The 23,242-nt window shown below is 61.0% G+C and carries 17 protein-coding genes and 1 pseudogene; 11 read left to right on the top strand and 7 right to left on the bottom strand.

From position 1 onward, the window contains the following. Position 1 precedes the first annotated feature (1 nt). The 6 genes and pseudogenes from HFO71_RS21335 to HFO71_RS21310 all read left to right on the top strand — a co-directional run bounded on the left by HFO71_RS21335 (position 2) and on the right by HFO71_RS21310 (position 7,160). Positions 2–796, top strand: coding sequence for a pyrroline-5-carboxylate reductase family protein (locus HFO71_RS21335; protein WP_132612123.1), 795 nt, complete (start codon positions 2–4; stop codon positions 794–796). Between the two features lie 67 nt (positions 797–863). After that, a complete protein-coding gene (locus HFO71_RS21330; protein WP_020047352.1) occupies positions 864–1,865 on the top strand; it encodes an ABC transporter substrate-binding protein in 1,002 nt (333 codons plus the stop codon). A 94-nt stretch (positions 1,866–1,959) separates the two neighbouring features. Beyond that, a complete protein-coding gene (locus tag HFO71_RS21325; protein WP_064246514.1) occupies positions 1,960–2,847 on the top strand; it encodes an ABC transporter permease in 888 nt (295 codons plus the stop codon). Then, positions 2,840–3,919: a quaternary amine ABC transporter ATP-binding protein gene (locus HFO71_RS21320; protein ID WP_132612125.1), complete on the top strand. Its 1,080-nt coding sequence runs from the start codon at positions 2,840–2,842 to the stop codon at positions 3,917–3,919. The genes HFO71_RS21325 and HFO71_RS21320 overlap by 8 nt, the downstream gene beginning before the upstream one ends. 219 nt (positions 3,920–4,138) lie before the next feature. Continuing rightward, positions 4,139–5,142 (top strand): annotated as a pseudogene (locus HFO71_RS21315) (Ldh family oxidoreductase). A 1,019-nt stretch (positions 5,143–6,161) separates the two neighbouring features. Beyond that, positions 6,162–7,160 carry an AraC family transcriptional regulator gene (locus HFO71_RS21310; protein ID WP_168341106.1) on the top strand — a complete coding sequence of 333 codons (999 nt, stop codon included), beginning with the start codon at positions 6,162–6,164 and terminating at the stop codon, positions 7,158–7,160. Between the two features lie 52 nt (positions 7,161–7,212). Here HFO71_RS21310 and HFO71_RS21305 read toward each other — a convergent pair whose 3' ends face one another. From HFO71_RS21305 to HFO71_RS21275, 7 genes are all read right to left on the bottom strand, one after another. Beyond that, positions 7,213–7,497, bottom strand: coding sequence for a hypothetical protein (locus HFO71_RS21305; protein WP_077976778.1), 285 nt, complete (start codon positions 7,495–7,497; stop codon positions 7,213–7,215). Further along, positions 7,494–9,788: an FdhF/YdeP family oxidoreductase gene (locus tag HFO71_RS21300; RefSeq protein WP_221980584.1), complete on the bottom strand. Its 2,295-nt coding sequence runs from the start codon at positions 9,786–9,788 to the stop codon at positions 7,494–7,496. The genes HFO71_RS21305 and HFO71_RS21300 overlap by 4 nt, the downstream gene beginning before the upstream one ends. Before the next feature lie 81 nt (positions 9,789–9,869). Continuing rightward, positions 9,870–11,798 carry a diguanylate cyclase gene (locus tag HFO71_RS21295; RefSeq protein ID WP_221988405.1) on the bottom strand — a complete coding sequence of 643 codons (1,929 nt, stop codon included), beginning with the start codon at positions 11,796–11,798 and terminating at the stop codon, positions 9,870–9,872. Between the two features lie 318 nt (positions 11,799–12,116). After that, positions 12,117–13,556, bottom strand: coding sequence for a coniferyl aldehyde dehydrogenase (locus HFO71_RS21290; protein ID WP_221988404.1), 1,440 nt, complete (start codon positions 13,554–13,556; stop codon positions 12,117–12,119). A gap of 21 nt (positions 13,557–13,577) precedes the next feature. Then, on the bottom strand, positions 13,578–14,684 hold the full coding sequence (locus tag HFO71_RS21285) for an NAD(P)-dependent alcohol dehydrogenase (RefSeq protein WP_132612139.1): 1,107 nt from the start codon (positions 14,682–14,684) through the stop codon (positions 13,578–13,580). A 56-nt stretch (positions 14,685–14,740) separates the two neighbouring features. Next, the gene (locus HFO71_RS21280; RefSeq protein ID WP_131661134.1) at positions 14,741–15,565 is read right to left on the bottom strand and encodes a p-hydroxycinnamoyl CoA hydratase/lyase; all 825 of its coding nucleotides are present in this window, start codon (positions 15,563–15,565) and stop codon (positions 14,741–14,743) included. 43 nt (positions 15,566–15,608) lie between these two features. Next, positions 15,609–17,198: an AMP-binding protein gene (locus tag HFO71_RS21275; protein WP_131661135.1), complete on the bottom strand. Its 1,590-nt coding sequence runs from the start codon at positions 17,196–17,198 to the stop codon at positions 15,609–15,611. A gap of 200 nt (positions 17,199–17,398) precedes the next feature. Between HFO71_RS21275 and HFO71_RS21270 the strand changes: the two genes are divergently transcribed. From HFO71_RS21270 to HFO71_RS21250, 5 genes are all read left to right on the top strand, one after another. Continuing rightward, complete coding sequence (locus HFO71_RS21270) at positions 17,399–17,884, top strand: MarR family winged helix-turn-helix transcriptional regulator (RefSeq protein ID WP_077976771.1); 486 nt, start codon at positions 17,399–17,401, stop codon at positions 17,882–17,884. A gap of 121 nt (positions 17,885–18,005) precedes the next feature. Beyond that, positions 18,006–19,412 carry an adenylate/guanylate cyclase domain-containing protein gene (locus tag HFO71_RS21265; RefSeq protein ID WP_025397037.1) on the top strand — a complete coding sequence of 469 codons (1,407 nt, stop codon included), beginning with the start codon at positions 18,006–18,008 and terminating at the stop codon, positions 19,410–19,412. Positions 19,413–19,964: 552 nt separating this feature from the next. Then, the gene (locus tag HFO71_RS21260) at positions 19,965–21,095 is read left to right on the top strand and encodes a TRAP transporter substrate-binding protein (RefSeq protein ID WP_077976770.1); all 1,131 of its coding nucleotides are present in this window, start codon (positions 19,965–19,967) and stop codon (positions 21,093–21,095) included. A 59-nt stretch (positions 21,096–21,154) separates the two neighbouring features. Next, positions 21,155–21,802, top strand: a complete 648-nt coding sequence (locus HFO71_RS21255; protein WP_017959442.1) for a TRAP transporter small permease subunit — start codon at positions 21,155–21,157, stop codon at positions 21,800–21,802. Further along, positions 21,799–23,226 carry a TRAP transporter large permease gene (locus tag HFO71_RS21250; RefSeq protein WP_077976769.1) on the top strand — a complete coding sequence of 476 codons (1,428 nt, stop codon included), beginning with the start codon at positions 21,799–21,801 and terminating at the stop codon, positions 23,224–23,226. The genes HFO71_RS21255 and HFO71_RS21250 overlap by 4 nt, the downstream gene beginning before the upstream one ends. The last annotated feature ends 16 nt before the right edge of the window (positions 23,227–23,242 follow it).

Here is a 23,242-nt window from a genome sequence, read left to right as displayed (position 1 = left end):
GATGAGCGTTTCCTTGAGGATCGGTATCATTGGCGGCGGCGGCTGGCTGGGCGGAGCAATCGCCGGCGCGATCCTTGATGCTGGCCTGGTCGAACCTCGAAATCTCTCCCTCTCCTATCGCAGCGAGCGGCCGCGCCGTTTCCCGAATTCTTTCCTGACTACCGACAATCAGGCGCTTGCCGACCGCTCGGACGTGATCGTCCTCTCCGTCCGTCCTGATGACTGGCATGCTCTTGATGTCGATGCCGGCGGCAAGCTCATCATCTCAGTCATGGCGGGCATCCGTCTGGACGCACTTTCCGAGCGCCACAACACCGGCCGCGTTATCCGCGCTTTGCCCAATGCCGCCGCCGAAGTGGCCAAGTCCTATACGCCGTGGATTGGCGCGAGCGATGTCAGCGAAGACGACCGGGCGCTTGTCCGCACGGTTTTTCAGGCATGCGGATCTGAGGACGAGGTCGCAAGGGAAAGCGACATTGATTACCTCACCGGTCTTTCCGGGTCCGGACCGGCATTCCCGGCGCTGCTCGCCGCCGCCATGATGCGCGACGCCGTCGCAAATGGCCTGCCGGCGGAGATTGCGCGCCGTGCCGTGAACACGGTGATCACAGGCGCCGGCCGCCTGCTGGAGCGCCGCGACGAATGTCCCGATGACGTCGTTCAAGCCTTTGTCGGCTATCGCGGCACCACTGCGGCAGCCATCGAAGGCATGCGCGCTGCGGGGTTCGACGCTTCGGTCGCAAAGGGGCTATCGGCAGCATTCAAGAAATCGGTGAGTATGGGAGACGCTTCCTGACAACCGTTGGAGTGGGTCCTGCGGCGCCCCGCTCAGCAAAACCGGCCGCTAAATAGAGGGAACGAGAATGAAAAAACTATTCGCATCGACATGTCTGACGTTCGGCCTGATCGGCGGGGCGTCTTTCGCCAGCGCCGCCGAATGCGGCACTGTCACCATCGCCAGCATGAACTGGCAGAGTGCAGAGGTTCTCTCCAACCTCGACAAGTTCATCCTGAACGAAGGTTATGGCTGTGAGGCCGAAATCACCGTCGGCGATACCGTCCCGACGATTACCTCGATGGCCGAAAAGGGCCAGCCTGATATCGCGCCGGAAGCATGGATCGACCTGCTGCCCGATGTCGTCAAGAAGGGAACGGAAGAAGGCCGGATCGTCCAGGTCGGCTCTCCGCTGCCCGATGGCGGCGTGCAGGGTTGGTGGATTCCCAAATATCTGGCCGATGCCCATCCTGATATCAAGACCATCGGCGATGTGCTGAAACATCCGGAACTCTTCCCCGCTCCTGAGGATCCGAAGAAGGGCGCCATCTACAACGGGCCGCAGGGCTGGGGCGGCACCGTGGTGACCACGCAGCTCTACAAGGCCTTCGAAGCCGACAAGGCCGGCTTCACCCTCGTCGATACCGGCTCGGCTGCCGGCCTCGATGGTTCGATCTCCAAGGCCTACGAACGCAAGGAAGGCTGGGCCGGCTATTACTGGGCGCCGACCGCGCTGCTCGGCAAGTATGAGATGGTCAAGCTGGAAGCCGGCGTGCCGAACGATGCCGCAGAATGGAAGCGCTGCAATACCGTTGCCGATTGCCCCGATCCGAAGCCGAACGCATGGCCGGTCGACAAGATCGTCACCCTCGTTGCAAAGCCTTTCTCGGAAAAGGTCGGCCCTGAAGTCATGGACTACCTGACGAAGCGCTCCTGGAGCAACGAAACGGTCAACAAGCTCATGGCCTGGATGACCGACAACCAGGCGACCGGCGAGGACGGTGCCAAGCACTTCCTCAAAGAAAACAAGGACCTCTGGACCAAGTGGGTTTCGCCTGAGGCAGCCACGAAGATCGAAGCTGCTCTTTAACGCCGACTACTGCGGTGCGCTTAATGCGCACCGCCTCTCGCTGCCGATAAAATCAAAAAGACTGCCACGGCTCTTTGAAGAAAAGGGGAACCGAATGGAATGGTTTTATAAATTCCCGCATATGGATGACGACGCCCTTCGCAATCTGAAGAAGGCGATCGATGACGGTTTTCGCGCATTTACCCGCAGCTACGGCGACGCGATCGAAAGCCTCTTCTCCCCGCTGCAGCATTTCCTGATCGCCGCCGACCGCTTCATGACGCAGACGCCGTGGCCGATCATTACGGCAATCATCCTTGTCATCGCATGGTTTGCGAGCCGCAGCCTGAAGATCGTCCTCGGCTGTCTCGTCACGCTGCTGCTGATCGGCTATTTCGACATGTGGGACGATACGATGCGGACGGTCTCGATGATCTTCGTCTGTACCGTGCTCTCCATCGCCATCGGCATTCCGATGGGGATATTGATGGCGCGTTCCGACCGGCTGCAGCGCGTTATCAATCCGATCCTCGACGTCATGCAGACCATGCCGAGCTTCGTCTATCTGATCCCTGTCGTCATGCTGCTCGGCATCGGCAAGGTGCCGGGACTGATTGCCGTCGTCATCTACGCCATCCCGCCGATGATAAGGCTGACCGACCTCGGCATCCGCCTGGTCGACAAGGACGTGCTCGAGGCAGCCGATGCGTTCGGAACGTCGAGTTCGCAGAAGCTGTTCAAGGTCCAGCTGCCGCTGGCGCTTCCCACCATTATGGCCGGCATCAACCAGACCATCATGATGGCGCTTGCCATGGTCGTCGTCGCTTCGATGATCGGCGTCCAGGGCCTTGGCCAGCCGGTTCTGAAGGCGATCGCCAACCAGTACTTCACCCTGGGTATTTTCAACGGCCTTGCCATCGTCGGCATTGCCATCATCTTCGACCGGGTCAGCCAGGCGTATGGCAAACGGCTCCAGAAGCATCGGGAGATCGTCCATGGCTGATCAACGTTTCGGCGGCATCAAGATCCGCCATCTCTACAAGATCTTCGGTCCCAATCCCGGCGCTCATGTCGATGCCGTCAAAAAGGGATTGTCGAAGACCGAGCTCAACGAAAAGCACGGCCACGTGCTCGGCCTGAAAGATATCAATGTCGAGATACCTTCGGGCCGCATCCAGGTCATCATGGGCCTTTCGGGTTCGGGCAAGTCGACGCTCATCCGCCATATCAACCGTCTGATCGATCCAACCGCCGGCGAAGTGCTTGTCGACGGCGTCGATGTCGTGAAAATGAACGAGACCGACTTGCGGACGTTTCGCCGGCACCAGACGGCAATGGTGTTTCAGAAGTTCGCGCTTCTGCCGCACCGGAACGTTCTCGACAATACCATCTTCGGCCGCGAGGTGCAGGGCATGGAGCGCTCGAAAGCCGTCGACGTCGCCATGGGCTGGCTGGAGCGGGTGGGCCTGAAGGGCTTCGAGAGCAAATATCCCAACCAGCTCTCGGGCGGCATGCAGCAGCGCGTCGGGCTGGCGCGAGCCCTCTCGAACGATGCGCCGGTTCTGCTGATGGATGAGGCCTATTCGGCGCTCGACCCTTTGATCCGCACGGATATGCAGACGGTCCTTCTCGACATTCAGAAGGAGATCAAGAAGACCATCGTCTTCATCACCCACGATCTCGATGAAGCCCTTCGGCTGGGCGACCAGATTGCGATCCTGCGCGATGGCGAAGTCATCCAGCAGGGCACCAGCCAGGACATCGTTCTGCGTCCGGCAGACGCCTACATCGCCAACTTCGTCAAGGAGGTCAATCGAGGCCGGGTCATCCAGGTCGATGCCGTCATGACACCCCTGCATTCCGGTGCGGTCCCAGGCGGATTGACGATTGCATCCGGCGCGACCGTTGAAGACGCCGTCCGGATCCTGGCATCGGCGGCGCACGACGATGCCAGGGTGGTTTCACCATCCGGGGAAGCATTGGGGCTTGTCACCTTCCGCCAGCTCGCGGGCGCGATGGTGAACTCGCAGGAGGTGGCTCCCCGACGCGACAGCGCCCTCTCGGTCGCACTTTGACGCTCCAAATGCGGCCGTCTTTCAGTCTCGTTGGCGAGGCACATCGCCATCTCCGGAACTGAGAGGTCGGCCGCCTGACGCCTGGGGATCACCATGCCGAAACTCTTCCCGCGTCTGGTTTCGCCGATCGGCCCGCGCGGGCGCGGACCTTGAAGATGCTGGGTCAATGGCGTCACCTTATGCCGTCTATGAGGGCGGACGAGCCGCATTGGAGCTGTGATGACCGGGCAGAAGATGAGAATGCCGATCGACGAGCTCCGCCAACTGGCGCTCGAAGCCTGCCTCGCCTGCGGCGGCAGCCCGGCAATGGCGAAGGCGCTCGTCGATGCAACGCTGTCGGCCGCCTGCTTCGGGCGCACTGAGCTCGGTTTTCCGCATTTCGTCGATTATCTCACCAGCCTGCGCGACGGGCGGATCAATGGAGACGCCAAGCCCCGCTTCGACCATGTGCTGCCGGCCCTGATCCAGGCCGACGCGGATGGCGGCATAGCGCAGCTCGGGTTTGACCTTATTTACGACGACTTCACGACACGCGTGAAAACCTTCGGCATATCCGTCCTCACACAAAGAAACAGCTATACCGCCGGGGAATTGGGATACTACGTCCGGCGTCTCGCTCAGGACGGGTTGATATCCATCGCCGCCGCCAACGGACCGGCCTTGATGGCAGCCGCCGAGGGCGGGGAGCGCGTCTACTGCACCAATCCGCTCGCTTTCGGCGCACCCCTGCCGGAACCCTGCCGCCCCTCGTCATCGACCAGGCGACGAGTGCTACGGCATTCATAACCCTTGCCGAGGCGGCAAAGGCGCAGTCGCCGATCGCTCACGGCATGGCCATCGACGAGACCGGCGCCATCACCACCGATCCGGTCAAGGCGATGCTTGGCGCTCTCCTGCCCTTCGGCGGCTATAAGGGCGGCAATATCGCCCTTATCGTCGAGATGCTCGCTGCGGGTCTTTCCGGGGCCGCCTGGTCGCTCGATGCCGGCCACTTTCTCTCGGGCGAGCACCCGGTGAATGCGGGAATGACCGTGATCGCGCTATTCCCGGCGGCCGTAGATTCGGACTTTCCGGAGCGCGCCAAGGCCCAATTGGAACGGCTGTGTTCCAAGGGAGTCCGTATCCCCGGGAACAGAGCGAAGTCCGCAAGCGTCGTGGAAACCGATAATCTCGACGTCGACATCGGCGTGTTGGAAACGATCCGTCGCTTGTGCCTTCGGTGAGAAAATCATTGCTCAGCTCAAAGAACGAACGCATCGCGCCCGACGGCATCATGCCGGCGTCCCGTCGTTCGTGCCAAATGAGAAACTAAAGATTTCTATCCACTTTGCGCAGTTGCTTGCGCGGAACAGGCGGCTTCGGCGGCGCTGGTTCATATACATTTTGCGCAAGATCAGTCCAGACTGCGTCACGAAAAGCCGGTTGGCCGACAATATCGGGACCCGACAATTGCTCCATAGCTAGGGAACAGTAAGATGAAAGCCGACCAAGACCATGATGGTTTGCGGTCCCAAAGCCAAGCCCGTCCATCCCATCACCCCCAACAGGATGGAAGGGATCGTACATACGCACTCCATCCCGTGCGTATGCCTGCATGTCGCCTGCCGAGGGCCCTCTTTAAGCGGTCCACTAAGAACCTTCGGCAGGCGACTGCGCGGCTCTCGAATGGGGCGTTCACTATAAGCTTCAGATGATGTGCATCCGGCAAGATCGCTGCGGGTAAATCTGTGGCGTGGCGGATACAGCTGTAAAATCATTCCTTTAGCGTAGTCGTTTTATCAGCGCGTTATCACCATAACCGGCAGCGTGACGTCTTGCCTATTCCGGCAGGTTCTGTCAGCTCCTGTCGTCTGGGCGACAATTCTGCGCTGGATGGGACGATCGACAATGCGTTCAGGAGGTTGGACTTTTTGACGCCTGCAACGCCAAAAATCGGCCTGCTTCAGCTGCCGCACGCCTCTGATCTCGATGCCGATATCACGCAGAGAACCACCTACTCCGCTGCAAGCTGCTGCACTTTATCCAACAATCGTCTAATATACCTCCAAGCTCCGCTCATCCATTCCCGTCTGCGGGCTCTGATGAACCGCCGCGGCGCAGGACGACCACCCATGGCGACCGGCAAGACTGGCAGAGGCACGTGCACCAATCCGACACCCGCGCCGGCCGCGCGTCGCGCTGGCACTTGCGAGCGGTGGAGGAGCGCATGCCGAAAGCAGCCGCATCGAACAGTGGGAGCAGCATGACTGAAAATAGCCCTCCCCCATTTTCATTTCGATTTAGTGGTTCGTCCTTCGACAACATGGTCGAAACGCTGGGCGGCGCTTTTGGCGCATTTGATGCCGAGCCCGTCGGCCGCGCCAAGGACTTCCATTGGGGACTGGATTTCTCCGTCTGTGACAAAGCCGTCCTGCTTACGGGTTATCACGAGGCGGAGTTTCAGTTCAATATCGAGCCGACCGTCGATACGTCGGAGTATCTGTCGATTGTCGTGCCGCGCAGCGGCGGCATGGGCGTGGCCTATGGGTCCCGCATCGCCGAGGCCGGACAGGGAAAATTGCTTCTTTATAACAATTTCGAGCCCGACAGCGTCATCATGCACGGGCAATCGAACGTCATCGATGAATTGCTGATCAACTGGCCTGTCATCCTCCAGACGATCGGCCAGACTTTCGAGATGCCGTTCAGCGGCTCCCTCGACCTGCTGCCCGAACTGGATCTGTCCAGGCCGGAAGGCCGCCTTATCAGCAATCTCACGGAAACGATCATCTCGGGCATGCGCGACGATGGCCCCTTGCTGCAGTCGCCGATCGCCATGGCGCATATGACGCAGGCGCTGGCCGATCTGGTCGTGCGCCTGGTGCCGCACCGGCTGTCGCATTTCCTCGAGAATGGCCCCGCCCTGATCGCTCCCCGCCATGTCCGCAGGGCGATCGAGTTCATGCACGCCAATATCGATCAACCGATCACCATGCCGAAGGTGGCCGAAGCGGCCGGCGTCTCCAGCCGGGCACTCGAAACCGGTTTTCGTGCATTCAGGGGAACCTCTCCCGCGGCCTATCTGCTGACGCTTCGGCTGCGCGCCGCGCGCCGAGATCTGCTCGATCCCGAGAGCAGGGAGACCATGAAGGCCATCTGCCTCAAATGGGGCTTCTTTCATTTCGGCCGGTTTTCCGCGGTCTATAAAACCACATATGGAGAATACCCCTCCGACACCAGGAAGCGCGTGATCCATCGATAATGGCCGTGGCTTACGGTGAAGAGGCGGTTGACCCGTCACTGACGCAGGATGTTTACGCCCCGCCCCGCGGCGGCAAGGTGTAATGCACTCTCATTGTCCTCAGATCCCGCTTCACGATCTGCAGCACCCCTTCGCGTTCCGCCAGGACGTTGAGTTCCCTGAGCACGAGAGAATGCGCGATCCCCAGCAGGCGCGCAAAGGCGCGGCTGTCACGCGCAATCCCCAGTTCCGCGGCGACAAGGAGACCGGCCTGTATGGATGTCAGCCTGATCTCCCTGCCTTGCGCCGCGGCGACGAGGGCAAGAAAACGATCAGCGTCGGAGGCCTCTTCGCTCACGCGGTTTTTCGCCGGCGGAAGGACACCATGATGGATTTCGAGGTGGGCGTATCGCTTTCCCTGCCCGCGCTGCCAAGCGGCACGAGCACGTTCAGTTCGGGATAGTAACCCGCGATGCTTCCTCGCGGAATGTCATAGGGCACAAAGCGGAAATTCTCGGCGATACGCTCGATACCGTCATCATGCTCACCGACCACGTCGACGCGGTCACCGGCCTTGGCATTCATCGCCTCCAGGTCGGCTGGATGAATGAAGATGACCTGCCGCTCCCCGTAGACGCCGCGGTATCGGTCATCGAGACCGTAGACCGTCGTATTGTATTGATCGTGCGACCGGAACGTCTGCAGAGCGAAACGCCCCTCGCCTTTTCGCGCCCGCTGATGCACCGTCTCGTCAGGAAGCGCCTCCGAAGAGAACGATGCCTTGCCTGCCGGCGTATCCCACGCCCGATGGGCGGCGGTGTTGCGCAGGTGGAAACCGCGCGGCTTGCGCAGGCGCGTATTGTAATTTTCGAAGCCTGGGATGGTCGCCTCGATATGATCGCGGATGCGGTCGTGGTCGTCTGCAAGCTCTGCCCAGTCGACCACGGCAGAGCCGACGGTCGCTTGTGCAATGCCGGCAATGATGGCGACTTCCGAGAGGAGATGCGACGAGGCCGGACGATTGATGCCGGCAGACCCATGCACCATGCTCATCGAATCCTCGACGCTTATGAGCTGTGAGTTGCCTGCCGCGTTCAGATCGATCTCGGTGCGCCCGAGGCACGGCAGGATGAAGGCCGTTTCGCCGGGCATGAGATGCGAATGATTGGGTTTGGTCGCGATATGCACTGTCAGCTTCAGCCGCCGCAGCGCCTTTTCGACGAGTGCGCTGTCGGGCGTGGCGCGGGCGAAATTGCCGCCAAGGCCGATGAAGGCCTCAGCCGAGCCGTCGAGCATTGCTCCGATCGCGGCAAGGACATTGTGGCCATGTTGGCGGGGAACGGTGAAACGGAAATGCTTCTCCAGCGCATCGAGAAAATCGTCCGATGGCTTTTCGTTGATGCCGACCGTGCGGTCGCCCTGCACGTTGGAGTGGCCGCGAACCGGGCAAAGGCCGGCCCCCCGCCGGCCGATATTGCCGCGCAGGAACATGAAGTTGGCGATCTCGCGGATCGTCGCCACGGAATGCAGATGCTGGGTCACGCCCATCGCCCAGGTGCAGATGACCCGCTCGGCGTTGATATAGACATCGGCCGCCCGTTCGATCTCCTGCCGGCTCAGTCCCGATTGGTCCTCGATCTCTGCCCAGTTCGTCGCCTCGACCGCTGCCCGGTATTCTGCAAAACCCGCACAGTGTTCGGCGAGAAATGCGTGGTCGAGAACGGAGGGCAGGCCGGCGGCGACCGCTGCTTCTTCCGCGCCCAGCACGGCCTTCGCCATCCCGCGCACCGCGGCCATGTCGCCGCCGAGCTGCGGCTGCAGGTAGAGGCTCGCGATATCCGTCGAACCGCCGCGCAGCATCTCGACCTTGTCCTGCGGGTCGGAGAAGCGCTCCAGGCCGCGTTCGCGGATGGGATTGAAGACGACGACGCGTGCGCCGCGGATCGCCGCCCGGCGCAAGTCGCCGAGCATCCTCGGATGGTTGGTGCCCGGGTTCTGCCCGATCACGAAGATCGCGTCGGCCTCTTCGAAATCCTCCAGCAGGACGGTACCCTTGCCCACACCGACCGCCTGACGCATGGCAATGCCGCTCGCCTCGTGGCACATGTTGGAGCAGTCGGGAAAATTGTTGGTGCCGTAGACGCGCACGAACAGCTGGTACAGGAAGGCGGCCTCGTTGCTCGCCCGGCCCGACGTGTAGAATTCCGCCCGGTTGGGGCTATCGAGACCCCTCAGAATGCTGCCGATCTCGGCAAAAGCATCCTCCCATGCGACCGGCAGGTAACGGTCGCTCGCCGCATCGTAGCGCATCGGATGCGTGAGGCGGCCATTGAGTTCCAGTTCATAATCCGTCAGCTGGCGAAGCTGCGATACAGTCTTTTCCGCGAAGAAAGCGGGCGTGGCCCGCTTCTCCGTCGCCTCCCAGGCGACGGCCTTCACGCCGTTCTCGCAGAACTCGAACGACGATCCGTGCTCCGGGTCGCCCCAGGCGCAGCCTGGGCAATCGAATCCATCCGGCTGGTTCGCCTTCAGCATCGCCCGCGCCCCTGAAATGGGCATGCCGCTTTGAAGCAACCGCTTCCCACAGCTCTTCAAAGCGCCCCAACCGCCGGCTGCCGCCGATTTCTTACCAATGAATTTTGTGTCCATGCGCCCTGTATTGTCGAAGCGGGGAAAACATCAAGAGCGCGCGGACGATGGTTCGATAGGAAAAACCTATCAAGGATCCGTCTAACCGACGTCCTTCATGGTCTGCCGCTCGTCGGGCGAATGTGCCAGGATGCGATTGCGACCTTGCATCTTGGCGTCGTAGAGCGCGGCATCGGCCTCGGTCAGGAGGCGGTTCGGGTTTATCCTCAGGGTGGCTCCCGTCGCGCAGGATATGCCGATGCTGGCCGTCACCCGTCCGAATTCGCTGCCGGAATGAACGATATTTTCCTGGCTGAGGAGACGCGCGAATTGCTCGGCAACGATCATTGCGCCTTTCGCACTGGTTGCGGGGAGCAGAACGACAAATTCCTCTCCGCCGTAGCGTGCGACGATGTCTGCCGGGCGGCTTACCGACTGGCGCAGACACCTGCTGACGACACGCAGGCATTGGTCTCCGGCGGGATGACCATAGGTGTCGTTATAGGCCTTGAAGCGGTCGATATCGACCATCAGAAGGCTGAACGGCGTGTTTTTCCTGGCGCTGCCTGCGGTCTCACGTGCGAAAGCTTCGTCGAAGGCCCGGCGATTGACCATGCCGGTGAGCCCATCTGTCTCAGCGAGGTTCTTCAGCTGTTCCGCCGAAAGCCTGAGCGCGATTTCCGCCTGCTTGGTCGCTGTGATGTCTGAGACAACGGCCATCGCCGTGCCGTCTTCCGCTAACCTTGTCCGGATGCTGCGCCAGTCGCCATTGTGAAGCTGAACCTCTTCGTCCTTGTTGCTATGCAACGTAGCGGCGGTGGCCTTGACCCACTCTTCACGGTCATTTTCCGGGATCCCGGTGCGCTCGCCCGTTTCGGCGACGCGGCGAAGGATGTCGCTGATATGCGCACCAACCACGCGGGCGTCCCCGGATAGCGGAAAGGCGGTGCGATACTGGTCGTTACAAAAAACGAGAAAACCCTTGCTGTCATACATGGCGATGCCATCGGACATGCCAGCCATCGCATGCGACAGCAGGTTCTTGCTCTTGCGCAATTCCCGCTCCAGAGCAGTCCGCTCAGTCACGTCACGCGTGACGCCGGCAAGGCCGATCACCCGCCCCTGCCTATCCTTCAGCGGCACCTTGGAGGCAAGCAGGTATCTGTCTTCAATACGCTCGACGGAGTCGATCAGGGGCACCCCCGTGTCCATGACCTGCTGTTCGAGATAATAAAATTCTTCGGCGCGCGGCCGCGATATAAGATTGAAATCCGACAATCCGGTCATCTCCGCCGTGGTTCTGAAACGAAAAAGGCGGATCATATTTTCATTGACGGTGATGAACCGGCTGTTTCTGTCCTTCACGTAGAGATAGTCGGGCGACTGCGAAAACGCGGTCACCAAGATGCTCCGCTCCAGCTCCCATTGCTGCGTCTTCAACAGAACGAAACCACACAGCGCCGTCGCCAGGCAATTCAATACCGTCATCGGCAGACCGATCATGGCCAATACGCGGGCGTGCACCAGTGTGGGAAGCACCGCCATCAATACGATAAGTGCGGCGCCGAGCGCGAGGCTCAGCAGCGCAACGTGCATGAGCTCGGGAGATCTCTTCCGGATCCAGACGTTGGCAGCCAGGCCGATAGCGGTCGCGACAGCAATTGCGATCAGACCGTCGATCATTGCCGTGCCGCCGACACAGAAGCGGAAGACCATTGCCAGCGACGCCGCAAGAGCCGCTGCGATCGGTCCGCCAAACATGCCCGCCAAAGCAAGCGGCGAAAAGCGCATGTCGATATAGATGCCGGGATTGACTTCGACGGCCAGCAATATGGACCCGATGGAGGCACCGCCGGCTATGATTCCGAAAGCGATTTTTTCCTGTGTGACCGAACGACTCTGAAATTGGATCGAGAAATGTGCCCAGAGCGAAATCGCCAGGCACACGAATGACAGGTTGCCACCGAATTGCGTCCAGATGCCATTCACTGCGTTGGATCCACCTTCCAATACGTCATCCGAACCAATCATAGGGCAATACTGGTTTGGGCTTCGTTAAACTAAAGACCCATCAGGGCATATTCTTTCGCAGATGCGTCGCCAGGACGGCCGGCAGCAATGCGACGACAGGAAAAGCGGGCGGCCGCCACAACGACGAGGTCAGGTTCAACGGCTAGCAGCCGATGCATAAGGCGTATGTAACAACGGCATCCTCTGTGTCAGGACTCATAGCCCAATGACGCAATACAGCGTTATCGGAATAAGTCTGCGCGATCGGGTCACTCATTGCGAGCAGCCATCCATGCCGTCAGCAACCGGCTGCCGACGGCATCGTCCGCCACTTCTCTTCTATTTGCAGATCGCCGCCTCCAAAAAACCGCGCATCGCCTCGCCATAAGGCGGCCGCATCATGTATTCCGCTTCCACCATCCTGCTCTGGTGATAGACGGCGCGCGGATGCGAGAAGGCGAGGAAGCCGAACTTGCCGTGATAGGCACCCATGCCCGAATGGCCGACGCCGCCGAAGGGCAGGCCTTCCGCCGTGACGTGGCTCATGCAGTCGTTGACCGTCACCCCGCCGGAAGTCGTGTTGTCGAGGACGCGGGCCTCCTCTTGCTGATCCTGGCTGAAGTAATAGAGAGCGAGCGGGCGCGGCTTGGCATTGATACGATCGATGACGTCGGCGATATCGCGATAGGGAAGGACCGGCAGCACGGGTCCGAAGATTTCCTCCTGCAGCACGCGCATCTCTTCCGTGGGGTCGAGGATCAGGGTCGGAGGCATGCGGTGGGCCGATTGCTGGGAGAAATTCTCTGCCGCCGGGTTGATCTCGACGACACGGGCGCCTTTGGCCCTGGCATCGTCGATCAGGCCCTGGATGCGGGCGTGATGGCGGGCATTGACGATCGAGGTGTAATCAGGGTTTTCCTTCAGCGCCGGATACATCGCGCCGACCGCCGCGACCGCGTGGCCGGCAAAGGCCTCGACGCTTTCCTCGGGCACATAGACATGGTCCGGCGCCAGGCAGATCTGACCGGCGTTCAGCGTCTTGACGGTCATGACGCGGCGCGCCGCGTCTGCGAGGTCGGCCGAGCGGCCGATGATGACCGGCGACTTGCCGCCGAGCTCGAGCGTCAGCGGCGTCAGGTTTTCTGCCGCCGCGCGCATGACGTGATGGGCGATCGCGGTTCCGCCGGTGAAGATCAGATGGTCGAAGGCAAGCGATGTAAAGGCCGTGCCCGTGGCCGGTCCGCCCTGAACGACGGCGATTTCCGTTTCGTCGAAGGCGCCGGCAATGAGGTCCGCCATCAAGGCTGCCGAAGCCGGCGTTACCTCCGACGGCTTGATCATGGCGCGGTTGCCAGCGGCGAGAATGCCGGCAAGCGGCGCAAGGGCGAGCTGATAGGGGAAATTCCACGGGCTCAGGATTCCGACAACCCCCTTTGGCTGATAGACCACTTCGGCCACCGCGTCCGGGAACAATGCCTCGTGCTGTTCGGGCTGCAGCCACTCGGCAAGATGGGCCTTGGCATATTTGAGCGAACCGACGCAGGTAAAGACGTCGAGAAGCAGGCTCGCCTCGGCGCTGCGGCTGCCGAAATCCTCCGACAGGGCAGCGGCAATCGCATCCTTATGGTCGACGAGAAGGGCGATGACGCGGTCGATGCGATCGAGACGGGTCTCGATGCTCGGCGGCCCTTCCCTCAGGAAAGACGCCCTTTGCCGGCCAAGCAGCGCCTTCATGACATCAAGGCTGGTATCGGTGGCGATTGGGGTGACGGTGTTCATTGTTTCCTCCCTTGAACGGTGTCAGACGGCCGGCTGACGCACGACCGGTTTCAGCACGATGCCCTTTTCGGAATCCTCGACCGCCTGGTTGATGTCGGCGAAATCATAGAAGGTGATCATCCTGTCGAAGGGGAAGCGGCCCTGCCGATGCAGATCGATCAGCAACGGGATCAGCACGTCGGGATTGGAATCGCCCTCGACGATGCCGCGGACCCGGCGCCCGCCGGACAGGATATGGGTGAGGTCGAGCGTCAGCGTCGCGCCATGGGGCGAGGCCCCGACAATGCCGCAAGTGCCGCGCGGCGCTAGCACCCGCACGCACTGGTCGATGACGGCGGGCACACCGGAGGCATCGATCGAATAATCGACGCCGGCGCCGGTCAGCGCCATGATCGCGGCGACCGCGTCGCTCGCCTTGCCGTTGACGATGTCGGTCGCGCCGAGTTCCGCTGCAAGTGCCAGCCGCGTCTCGTTGACGTCGACGGCGATGATCCGTGACGCGCCGACGATCCGCGCCGCCATCACGGCAGCAAGACCGACGGAGCCCATGCCGAAAACCGCGAGCACTTTTCCCGGTTCGACCTTCAGCGCGTTCATGACCGCGCCGGCGCCGGTCTGGATGCCGCAGGCAAGCGGCCCGAGCAGCGCCAGATCCGCATCCCCAGGCACTTTCACGATGTTGCGTTCGTGGCACAGTGCGTGGCTGGCGAAGGAGGATTGCCCGAAAATATTGCCGTGAACCCGCTCTCCCTCGCATGAGAGCCCGCTCGAACCGTCAGCGCGCGCACCGAAGAAGTTGCGCGGGAAGAATTCGTGGCAATAGGTCTCCTCATGATCGTTGCAGCTCGGGCAATGACCGCAGGAATTGAAAGTCATGACCACGTGATCGCCGGGCTTGACCTTGGCAACGCCCGCTCCAACACGCTCGACAATGCCGGCGCCCTCATGACCGAGCACGACCGGCTGCGGCACCGGCAGATGCTGGTCACGCATGACGATGTCGGTGTGGCAAACCCCTGTTGCGACGACGCGAACCAGGATTTCACCCTGGCGCGGCTCCTCCAGATCGAGCCTTTCCAGCGAAAACGGCATATGCGGCGCACGCGCCACCGCGGCATGGATCTTCATTGCTTTCCTCCTCCCGATGATCGGCTCGCGAACGGCCCGGCGAACCGGGTTCGTCCTCAGCGGCCGCGCTTGTAGGCGCCGAGGCCCGGCTGATAGGTCTTGTCGTCGAGGAACTGCTTCAGCCCCTCGTCACGCCCCTTGGTCTTGTCGAGAAACAGCATCTGTTCCAGCTTGGCGTAGATGTAATCGTCGGCGAGATCCCAGGGCAGGTCGCGCACGCGCTTGTAGGTGTCCTTGGCGGCCTTCAGCGTCACCGGGTTCTTTTCGAGCAGGCTGGCGCAGATCTTGCGGACCCGGGTTTCCAGCTCCGCCAGCGGCACCGCCTCGTTGACGAGACCCATTTCCGCAGCCTTGCGCCCGCCGAACAGTTCGCCGGTCATGATGTAATAGAGAGCATCGCGATGGCGCATCACTTCGGCGACCGCACGGGTGACATTGCCGCCCGGCAGAATGCCCCAGTTGATCTCGGAAAGGCCGAAATTCGCCTCCTCGGCGGCGATAGCGAGATCGCAGGAAACGAGCGGCGTGAAGGCGCCGCCGAAGCACCAGCCGTTGACCATGGCGATCGTCGGCTTTTCGAAATACATCAGCCGGCTCCACCAGCCGCCGGATTGCCGCCGCGCCTTCAGCGTGGCATCGCGCGGCTTGTCGTCATTGTCGCGGAAATACTCCTTCAGATCCATGCCGGCGGACCAGGATTCGCCGGCGCCGCGCAGGACGAGAACGCCGCAGCGCTCGTCGCCCTCGAGCTCGTCGAGCACTTCGAGCATCCTGATATTCAGGGCCGGATTCATCGCATTGCGCTTTTCCGGACGGTTGAGGGTCACGAAGGCGATACCATTATCGAATTCGACCAGAACCGGCGATTGCATATCGGTCATGAGGTTACTCCATGGGTTTCGGCGTGAATGCCGGGGGGCCGCGTCACAGGGCCTGTCGTTGAAGGGTTTCGTCGGAATGGAACTGGCGCAGGACATGTTTCTGCACCTTGCCGGAGGCGGTGCGGGGAATGGCCTCGACGAAGAGGATGCGCGCCGGACGCTTGAAGGCGGCGAGCCTTGCCGCGCAATGGCCGGCGATCTCATCGCCCGTCGCCACGGCACCCGGCCGCACCACCACATAGGCGACACCGCATTCGCCCCATCGGATATCGGCAATGCCGACGACCGCAGCGTCGAGGATATCGGGATGACTTGCGAGTGCTGCTTCGACCTCGGCGGGATAAACATTCTCGCCGCCGCTGATATACATGTCCTTCAGCCGGTCGACGATGCGATAGAAGCCGTTCGCTTCGCGCCGGCCGAGATCTCCGGTGCGGTACCAGCCGTCGGTGAAGGCGGCAGCGGTTTCCTGAGGCTTGTTCCAGTAGCCAGGCGTCACCGCCGGCCCGCGCAGCCAGAGTTCACCGATCTCGCCTTCATCAACCTCGCGGCCATCCTCACCGACGATACGAATGTCGAGCAATGGCGCGGGCAGACCGACGCTGCTTGGATTGTCCTGCACGGCGCGCCGATCGATCGGCACGTGCAGCACCGTTCCCGCCTCGCTCATGCCGTAACCATTGACCAGCGCAACGCCGTCATCAAGATAGCTTTCGATCAGCGCCTGCGTCAGCGGCGCGCCGCCGACGAAGAGCGCATGCAGGCCGGCCAGAGCCGCGGCGCTATAGGCGGGATCGTTGCGCAAGGCGAGCGCGATTTGCGGCACGGCGAAATAGTGGGTGACGGCACGCTGCCGGTCGGCAAGGGCGGCGAGTGTGCGCGCCGGTGTGAAGCGGTCGGAGACGACGAGCGTGCCGCCCAGCATCAACGTGGTGCGCGCCACCGCGATCAGACCGATCGTATGGAAGAATGGCAGGTCGCACAGGGCGACGGATTTTGGTCCGATCTCTCCGACGACGGAAAAGTTGATGGCGGCAAAGAAGGCGTTGCGGCGGGTGATGACGACGCCCTTCGGCTGTCCCGTCGTGCCCGAGGTGTAGAGAAGGACGCAGGGTTCGTCGGCATCGACGGACACCGGAGCGGCCGGAAGGCTCGCCTCGATCCGCGCGGCGAGCCCTCGGGCCGGACCGTCAGCCGTCGATATCACCGCCATCTCCGGATCGGCGCCCGCAAGGCTGGCGACGGTTGACGCAAACTCTTCGTCGTGAACGAGCAGGGCCGGCGCGCAATCGGCAAGGATCGGTCGCAGCTCGGCGGCGTTGAGGCGCCAGTTGAGCGGCACGTAGATGGCGCCGGCACGCTGGCAGGCAAAGGCAAGCACGATCGAATCCATGGAATTGCGCGCCAGCATGGCGACACGCGCCCCGTCGCGGCGCGCTCCGAGCGCCTCGCTCAGCAAGCCCGCGCAGCGGGCGATCCGCGCATCGAGTTCGGCATAGGTGAGCTGCCGGCCGGTAGCGATCTCGAACAGAGCCGGACGGCCTGGTGCGACGCGGGCGCGGTAAAGGATCGGATCATCCGTCACCAGTCCGCAATCCGCCGACGAAGCCATCCCGGAAATGGAATGCGCCATGTTCTCCTCCCATGCCCACCGCTCCCCGCAGCAGGCATCATATTTGTATGCAACACATACTAATATCTTTTTCCTGTGATGCAAGAGGCTGTTTAAGGCAAATCCGATTTGCTCCAATGGCACGGGGAAATCCGCACGACGGATATTGACTAACCTGCTGATTTTGATGGTTATGACCCTTGATGAGGCGAGAACGAACGATGAGCACAAAACCAACGCAGGACGATTTCGAGGGCGAAGATGCTCCCGCGACGCCGGGCCTCGACGTCGGCCGGCTTGGCGATCTGCTGGGATTTCATCTGCGCATGGCGCATGTCGCAGTCTATCGCGACTTCGCCGAAACCATGGCGGCGCTGGCGCTGACGCAGAAGCAGCTGGCGGTGATGGAACTCGTCGCCGGCAATCCGGGCGCATCGCAGATCGACCTTGCCAACACGCTCGGCACCGACCGGGCGACGATGATGGCCCTCGTCAACCGGCTGGCCGCCCGTGACCTGATCGAGCGCCGCCCCTCCGCTGCCGATCGCCGCCGCCAGGAACTTCATTTGACGAAGGAGGGACGCGCAATGCTCGCACGGGCGCGAGAACTAATCGATAGGCATGAACAGCGCTTCATCGAGCTGTTTTCGCGCGAGGAACTGGATGCGCTGCTGGCTGCGCTGAAGCGGATATACAAGGGGAGCTGAAGCCGCTTCGCTCGGGAAGCGAGCGGCATCCGAGCCTCTAGATTTCTATTGGGAAACTCCCGTGTTATGATCCCGGTCCTGGCGTCGTCCGCCGTGGGTTCTGCGCACGGAGACTTGTCTGATGAGCGAAGTGGACGTCCTTTTTGCCTCCCTGCGACAGGCGGCTGACCCGCAGACGGTGGAGTGTATCGAAAACGTCGTTATGCATGGCTCGGATCGCGAGCTCAATCGCATCAATGCGCTCGCTTTCGCCGATAAACACCATCTCGATGAAGAGAAAACGATCGCCGCATTTCTCCATGCAGCCCGCATAGGCGCATTCGAGATGACCTGGAATGTCCTTTGCCCAGGATGCGGCGGCGTCCTCGACAGCGGCGCAACCCTTAAAACCGTCGTCCATGAGACGTATCATTGCGCGCTCTGCGCGGCCGGATACGAGCCGACCCTCGACGAGATGGTCGAGGTCACGTTCACGGTCAGTCCGCGCGTGCGCAGGATTGCCGCTCACGATCCCGATCGGTTGTCGCCACTCGAGTACTACCGCCAGATCTTCTTCAGCTCCGGCGTTGACCTGCCTGACGATCTCGAAGCGAGGCTGGCGCGCATCCAGCTGGAGATGATCGAACTGGACCCGGGCGAAAAGGCCTTCGTCTCCCTGCAACTGCCGGCGCAATTCGTCATCATCTTCGATGCGGTGACACACTCGGCGCAGTTCATCGACGTGCAGGGTGAGCCCACCGACGAACGTCAAACCCTCTCGATGATCATCAGTCGGACGCATGCGCTGAACGAAACGCTGACGCTGCGCCCCGGCTTACTGCGGCTGACGCTCGAGAACCACACAGATCGCAGAGTGGTGCCGAACGTCTGCATCGCAGGCGATGACCTGCACGACCTCTTGGGCCGCAGGCAGGCTTTCCTGACCGCCAAGCGCCTGCTGACGAACCAGAGTTTCCGGGACATCTATCGCACCGATACACTCGATGTCGACCAGCGCCTCAAGATCACCAGCCTGACCTTCCTCTTCACCGACTTGAGAGGCTCGACCGCGCTTTACGAGCGCGTCGGAGATCTTGCCGCCTTCGATCTGGTGCGAGCGCATTTCCGGGTTCTTCACGAGATCGTCGCCACAGAGGCCGGAGCAGTCGTCAAGACCATAGGCGATGCCGTGATGGCGACGTTCCCGAGCCCGGACCGCGCCGTGGCGGCGGCACTCAGGATGCGGGAGGCGATGCTTCGCTTAAATGCCGAACACGGCAGCGACGATCTTCTCCTGAAGATCGGCATCCATGAGGGGCCCTGCCTCGCAGTCAACCTGAACGACCGGCAGGACTACTTCGGCCAGACCGTCAATATCGCTTCCCGCGTCCAGGGCCTTGCCGATCCCAATGTGATCATGACGACGGAGGCGATCGTCGGGGATGCCCAGGTTTCAGAAATCCTCCGCGACAGCGGCATCAAATCGGCCTCCCGGATGGCGGAGCTTCAAGGCATCGGGCGGGAAGTGAGGATTTTTGCGCTGTCGTGAGCTTGGTCTGCTCTTCGACATCGAGCCAGCTTTAGCAGTTTCCACTAACGGCCATTTTTGGACTTTCATTGGGCAATCAGTGTTCGGCAGCTTCGCGCCTCTTCTCGGTCATAGAGGCAATTGTTGCCGCTCCCCGAAAGCGGCCATAGCATTGGTTTGGCGAGACGACATCCGTGCGCCATGTGTGGACGTCGGCTCTCTTCGGCTTAATCGACTTGGGACGAAGGCGATCAAGAACGAGCACGTGGTTCCAGTTCAGCATATGGCTCCAGTTCATCGTCGACGGGCGAAAGCAGCTCTTTCTTTCTAAGCTGAGGTAGTCCGGACAACGCGGAGTAGCGGTACTGTGCCTTGGACGCTGGACCACAGCCCCAAGCTGTGATCAACAACAATTGAACGTCTGTCAGAATTGCAAAAAGTGTGCATAATAGACAAATGAGAACAATCAGTTGTTGATACTGATCGCGAAAAGGTTGGGAGCCCTCCTCTTCAACTTAGCAGACTACCAGGAAATGCAGGGAGAATTCGACTACAATCCAGGGAGGAAGAACAATGACCAAAAAGGCAGTATCGCGTCGAGAGTTGCTGGGAGCCTCTACGCTCGTTGGAGTAACCGCAGTTGGGGCTCTTGCCGCCCCGGCCGTGCTGGCCCAGGCACCCACCGTCATTAAAATGCAAACATCCTGGCCCGCGTCGGACATCTGGATGGATTTTGCCCGCCTGTACGTCGAACGGGTCGAACGAATGTCCGGCGGACGCCTGAAGTTCGAACTAATGCCTGCCGGTACGGTCGTCGGCGCGTTTCAGGTGCTCGACGGCGTCAACGATGGCGTGATCGACGCAGCCCACACCGTTCCCGTCTATTGGTACGGAAAGCACAAGGCAGCTTCCCTCTTCGGTACCGGGCCGGTATTTGGCGGCAGCGCAACCACCATGCTCGGATGGTTCCATCAAGGTGGCGGCAAGGATCTCTACCGAGAACTCACCCAGGACATCATGGGGCTGAACCTTTACGGCTTCTATGGCTTCCCGATGCCCGCGCAGCCGTTCGGCTGGTTCAAGAACCCGGTCGCGACCGTGAACGACGTCAACGGCCTCAAATATCGTACGGTCGGGCTCGCCGCCGATCTCATGCAGAATATGGGCATGAGCGTCGCTCAACTTCCGGGCGGCGAGATCGTGCCGGCAATGGAGCGAGGTGTGATCGACGCCTTCGAGTTCAACAATCCCTCCTCTGACATACGGTTTGGTTCGCAGGATGTCGCCAAGAACTACATGCTGTCGTCCTACCATCAAGCGAGCGAATCTTTCGAGTTCCTCTTCAACAAGGATGTGTTTGACGACCTTCCCGAAGATCTGCAGGCGATCCTGGAATATGGCGTGGAGGCAGCAAGCACGGCGATAACAGCGTCCGCGATGGACAACTATTCAAGCGACCTTCAAAAACTCCAGGCCGAACATGGCGTGACCGTGCACCGCACTCCAAAGGAAATTCTGGATGCGCAACTGAAGGCCTGGGATGAGATCATCCCCACGCTTGAAGCGGATGCGTTCATGAAGAAGGTGCTCGACAGTCAGCGGCAGTGGGTGGAGAGGGTCGTGTACTACGAGTTGATGAACTCCGCCGATCTCGCACTCGCCTATGAGCACTATTTCCCCGGAAAATTGAACCTCGGAAAATAGATGGGGAAGGCCCGGTATTTCCGGGCCTCGTCCCTCTTCGAGATTAGGGAGGCGCTTGCATGCTCCGTTACATTGCATTCGCCGACGAATTGTCGGCGTGGTTCGGCAAGGTGTTCGCGTGGGGGATACTCATCATGGCCTTCGGCGTCGGCTATGAGGTTGTTGCACGCTACCTCTTTCGCGCGCCGACCCCCTGGGCCTTCGATCTGAGCTACATGCTCTATGGAACGATCTTCATGATGGCGGGAGCGTATACCCTCTCGCGTGATGGCCATGTGCGCGGCGATTTCATCTACCGGCTCTGGAAACCGCGCACCCAGGCCAGGCTGGAACTGGTGTTGTACTTCATCTTTTTCTTTCCCGGTATTACCGCGCTTGTGATCTCGGGCTGGAAATATGCCGCACGCAGTTGGGGCTATCTGGAGGTCAGTTCCAACAGTCCCGCCGGTGTGCCGATCTTCCAGTTCAAGGCCGTGATCGTCGCCGCCGGCATTCTCCTGTTCCTGCAGGGCGTGGCGCAGGTCTTCCGCTGCATTCTCTGCATAAGGACGGGCGAATGGCCGAAGCAGGCCGAAGATGTCGAAGAACTGGAAAAGGTACTACTGGAAACAAAAAGCCTGGACGTGCTCAAGTCCGAGGACGAGGGTTTCCTTCCGTCGCGGGAAGTTGACGCTGGACGTGAACCACGGGATCGGGACGCTCAATGACGGATGCACATATCGCCGTCGGGATGCTCCTCATCCTGATCCTCGCCATCTTCCTCGGATTCCCGGTGGCGTTCACCTTGATGGCTCTGGGTGTCGGCTTCGGATACTATGCCTATTTCGATGCCGGCCGCATGTGGCGCGGCTATGACCGCGCGCTCGAATCCGGCGGCGATGCCTTTACACTGGCGCAGACCTGGATCGGCGGTTTCTTCAACAACCGGATCTTCGATCTGTTCGTCAACCAGACCTACTCGGTCATCCAGAACGACGTGCTGACGGCTATCCCGCTGTTCCTGTTCATGGGCTACATCGTCGAGCGAGCCAACATCGTCGATCGGCTGTTCTCGACGCTATTCAGCGTCACGCGCCGGGTGCCCGGCTCGATGGCGGTCGCCGCCCTGGCCACCTGCACACTCTTTGCCACGGCAACCGGCATCGTCGGGGCCGTGGTGACGTTGATGGGACTGCTCGCCCTACCAGCGATGCTGAAGGCAAAGTACGACGTGCGCTACGCGACGGGCGTGATCTGCGCGGGCGGCACGCTCGGGATCCTGATCCCGCCTTCCATCCTGCTGATCGTCTATGCGGCCACCTCCGGGATCTCGGTTGTCCGAATGTATGCGGCGGCGCTCCTGCCCGGCCTCGCCCTGGCGGGGTTTTATCTCATCTATGTCGTGGTGCGAGCAATCCTGCAGCCGCAACTGGCGCCGCGGCCAACGAAAGAAGATGTGGGCGAGCACACGCCGGTCCAACTCGCCTGGATGATGCTTACATCCTTCGCGCCGCTCGCCTTTCTAATTCTTGCGGTGCTGGGTGCCATTCTCTTTGGCCTGGCAACGCCGTCGGAAGCCGCCGCAATCGGCGCATTGGGGGGACTGGCGCTTGCTGCGGCCTATCGGGCGCTGACCTGGCAGCGACTGAAGGAGTCGGTGTATCTGACGGCGCGAACGACCGCGATGGTCTGCTGGTTGTTCGTCGGTTCGGCGACCTTCGCATCGGTATTCGCCTATCTCGGCGGCCAACAGTTCATCAGTGACTTCGTGACCGGCCTGGACATGTCGCCGCTGATGTTCCTGATCCTGGCCCAGATCATCATCTTCATTCTCGGCTGGCCTCTGGAATGGACTGAAATCATCGTCATCTTCATCCCGATCTTCATTCCGCTGCTGCCGCATTTCGGGATCGATCCGCTGTTCTTCGGTATCCTCGTGGCAATCAACCTGCAGACGGCCTTCCTATCACCACCCATGGCGATGTCGGCATACTACTTGAAGGGCGTCTCGCCTCCGCATGTCAAACTGACCGACATCTTCCGCGGCATGATGCCGTATATGTTGATCGTCATTCTCTGCATGGTGGTCATCTATCTGTTCCCGAGCATCGTCTACATGCTGCCGAATCTACTCTATGGAGTACAGAGATGACGCAGTGTCTGGCCCA

This window comes from Rhizobium laguerreae, assembly GCF_019778565.1.
GTDB lineage: Bacteria > Pseudomonadota > Alphaproteobacteria > Rhizobiales > Rhizobiaceae > Rhizobium > Rhizobium laguerreae.
Note: the sequence above shows the minus strand (reverse complement) of the source record. Positions and strands in the feature narration are given on the sequence as shown.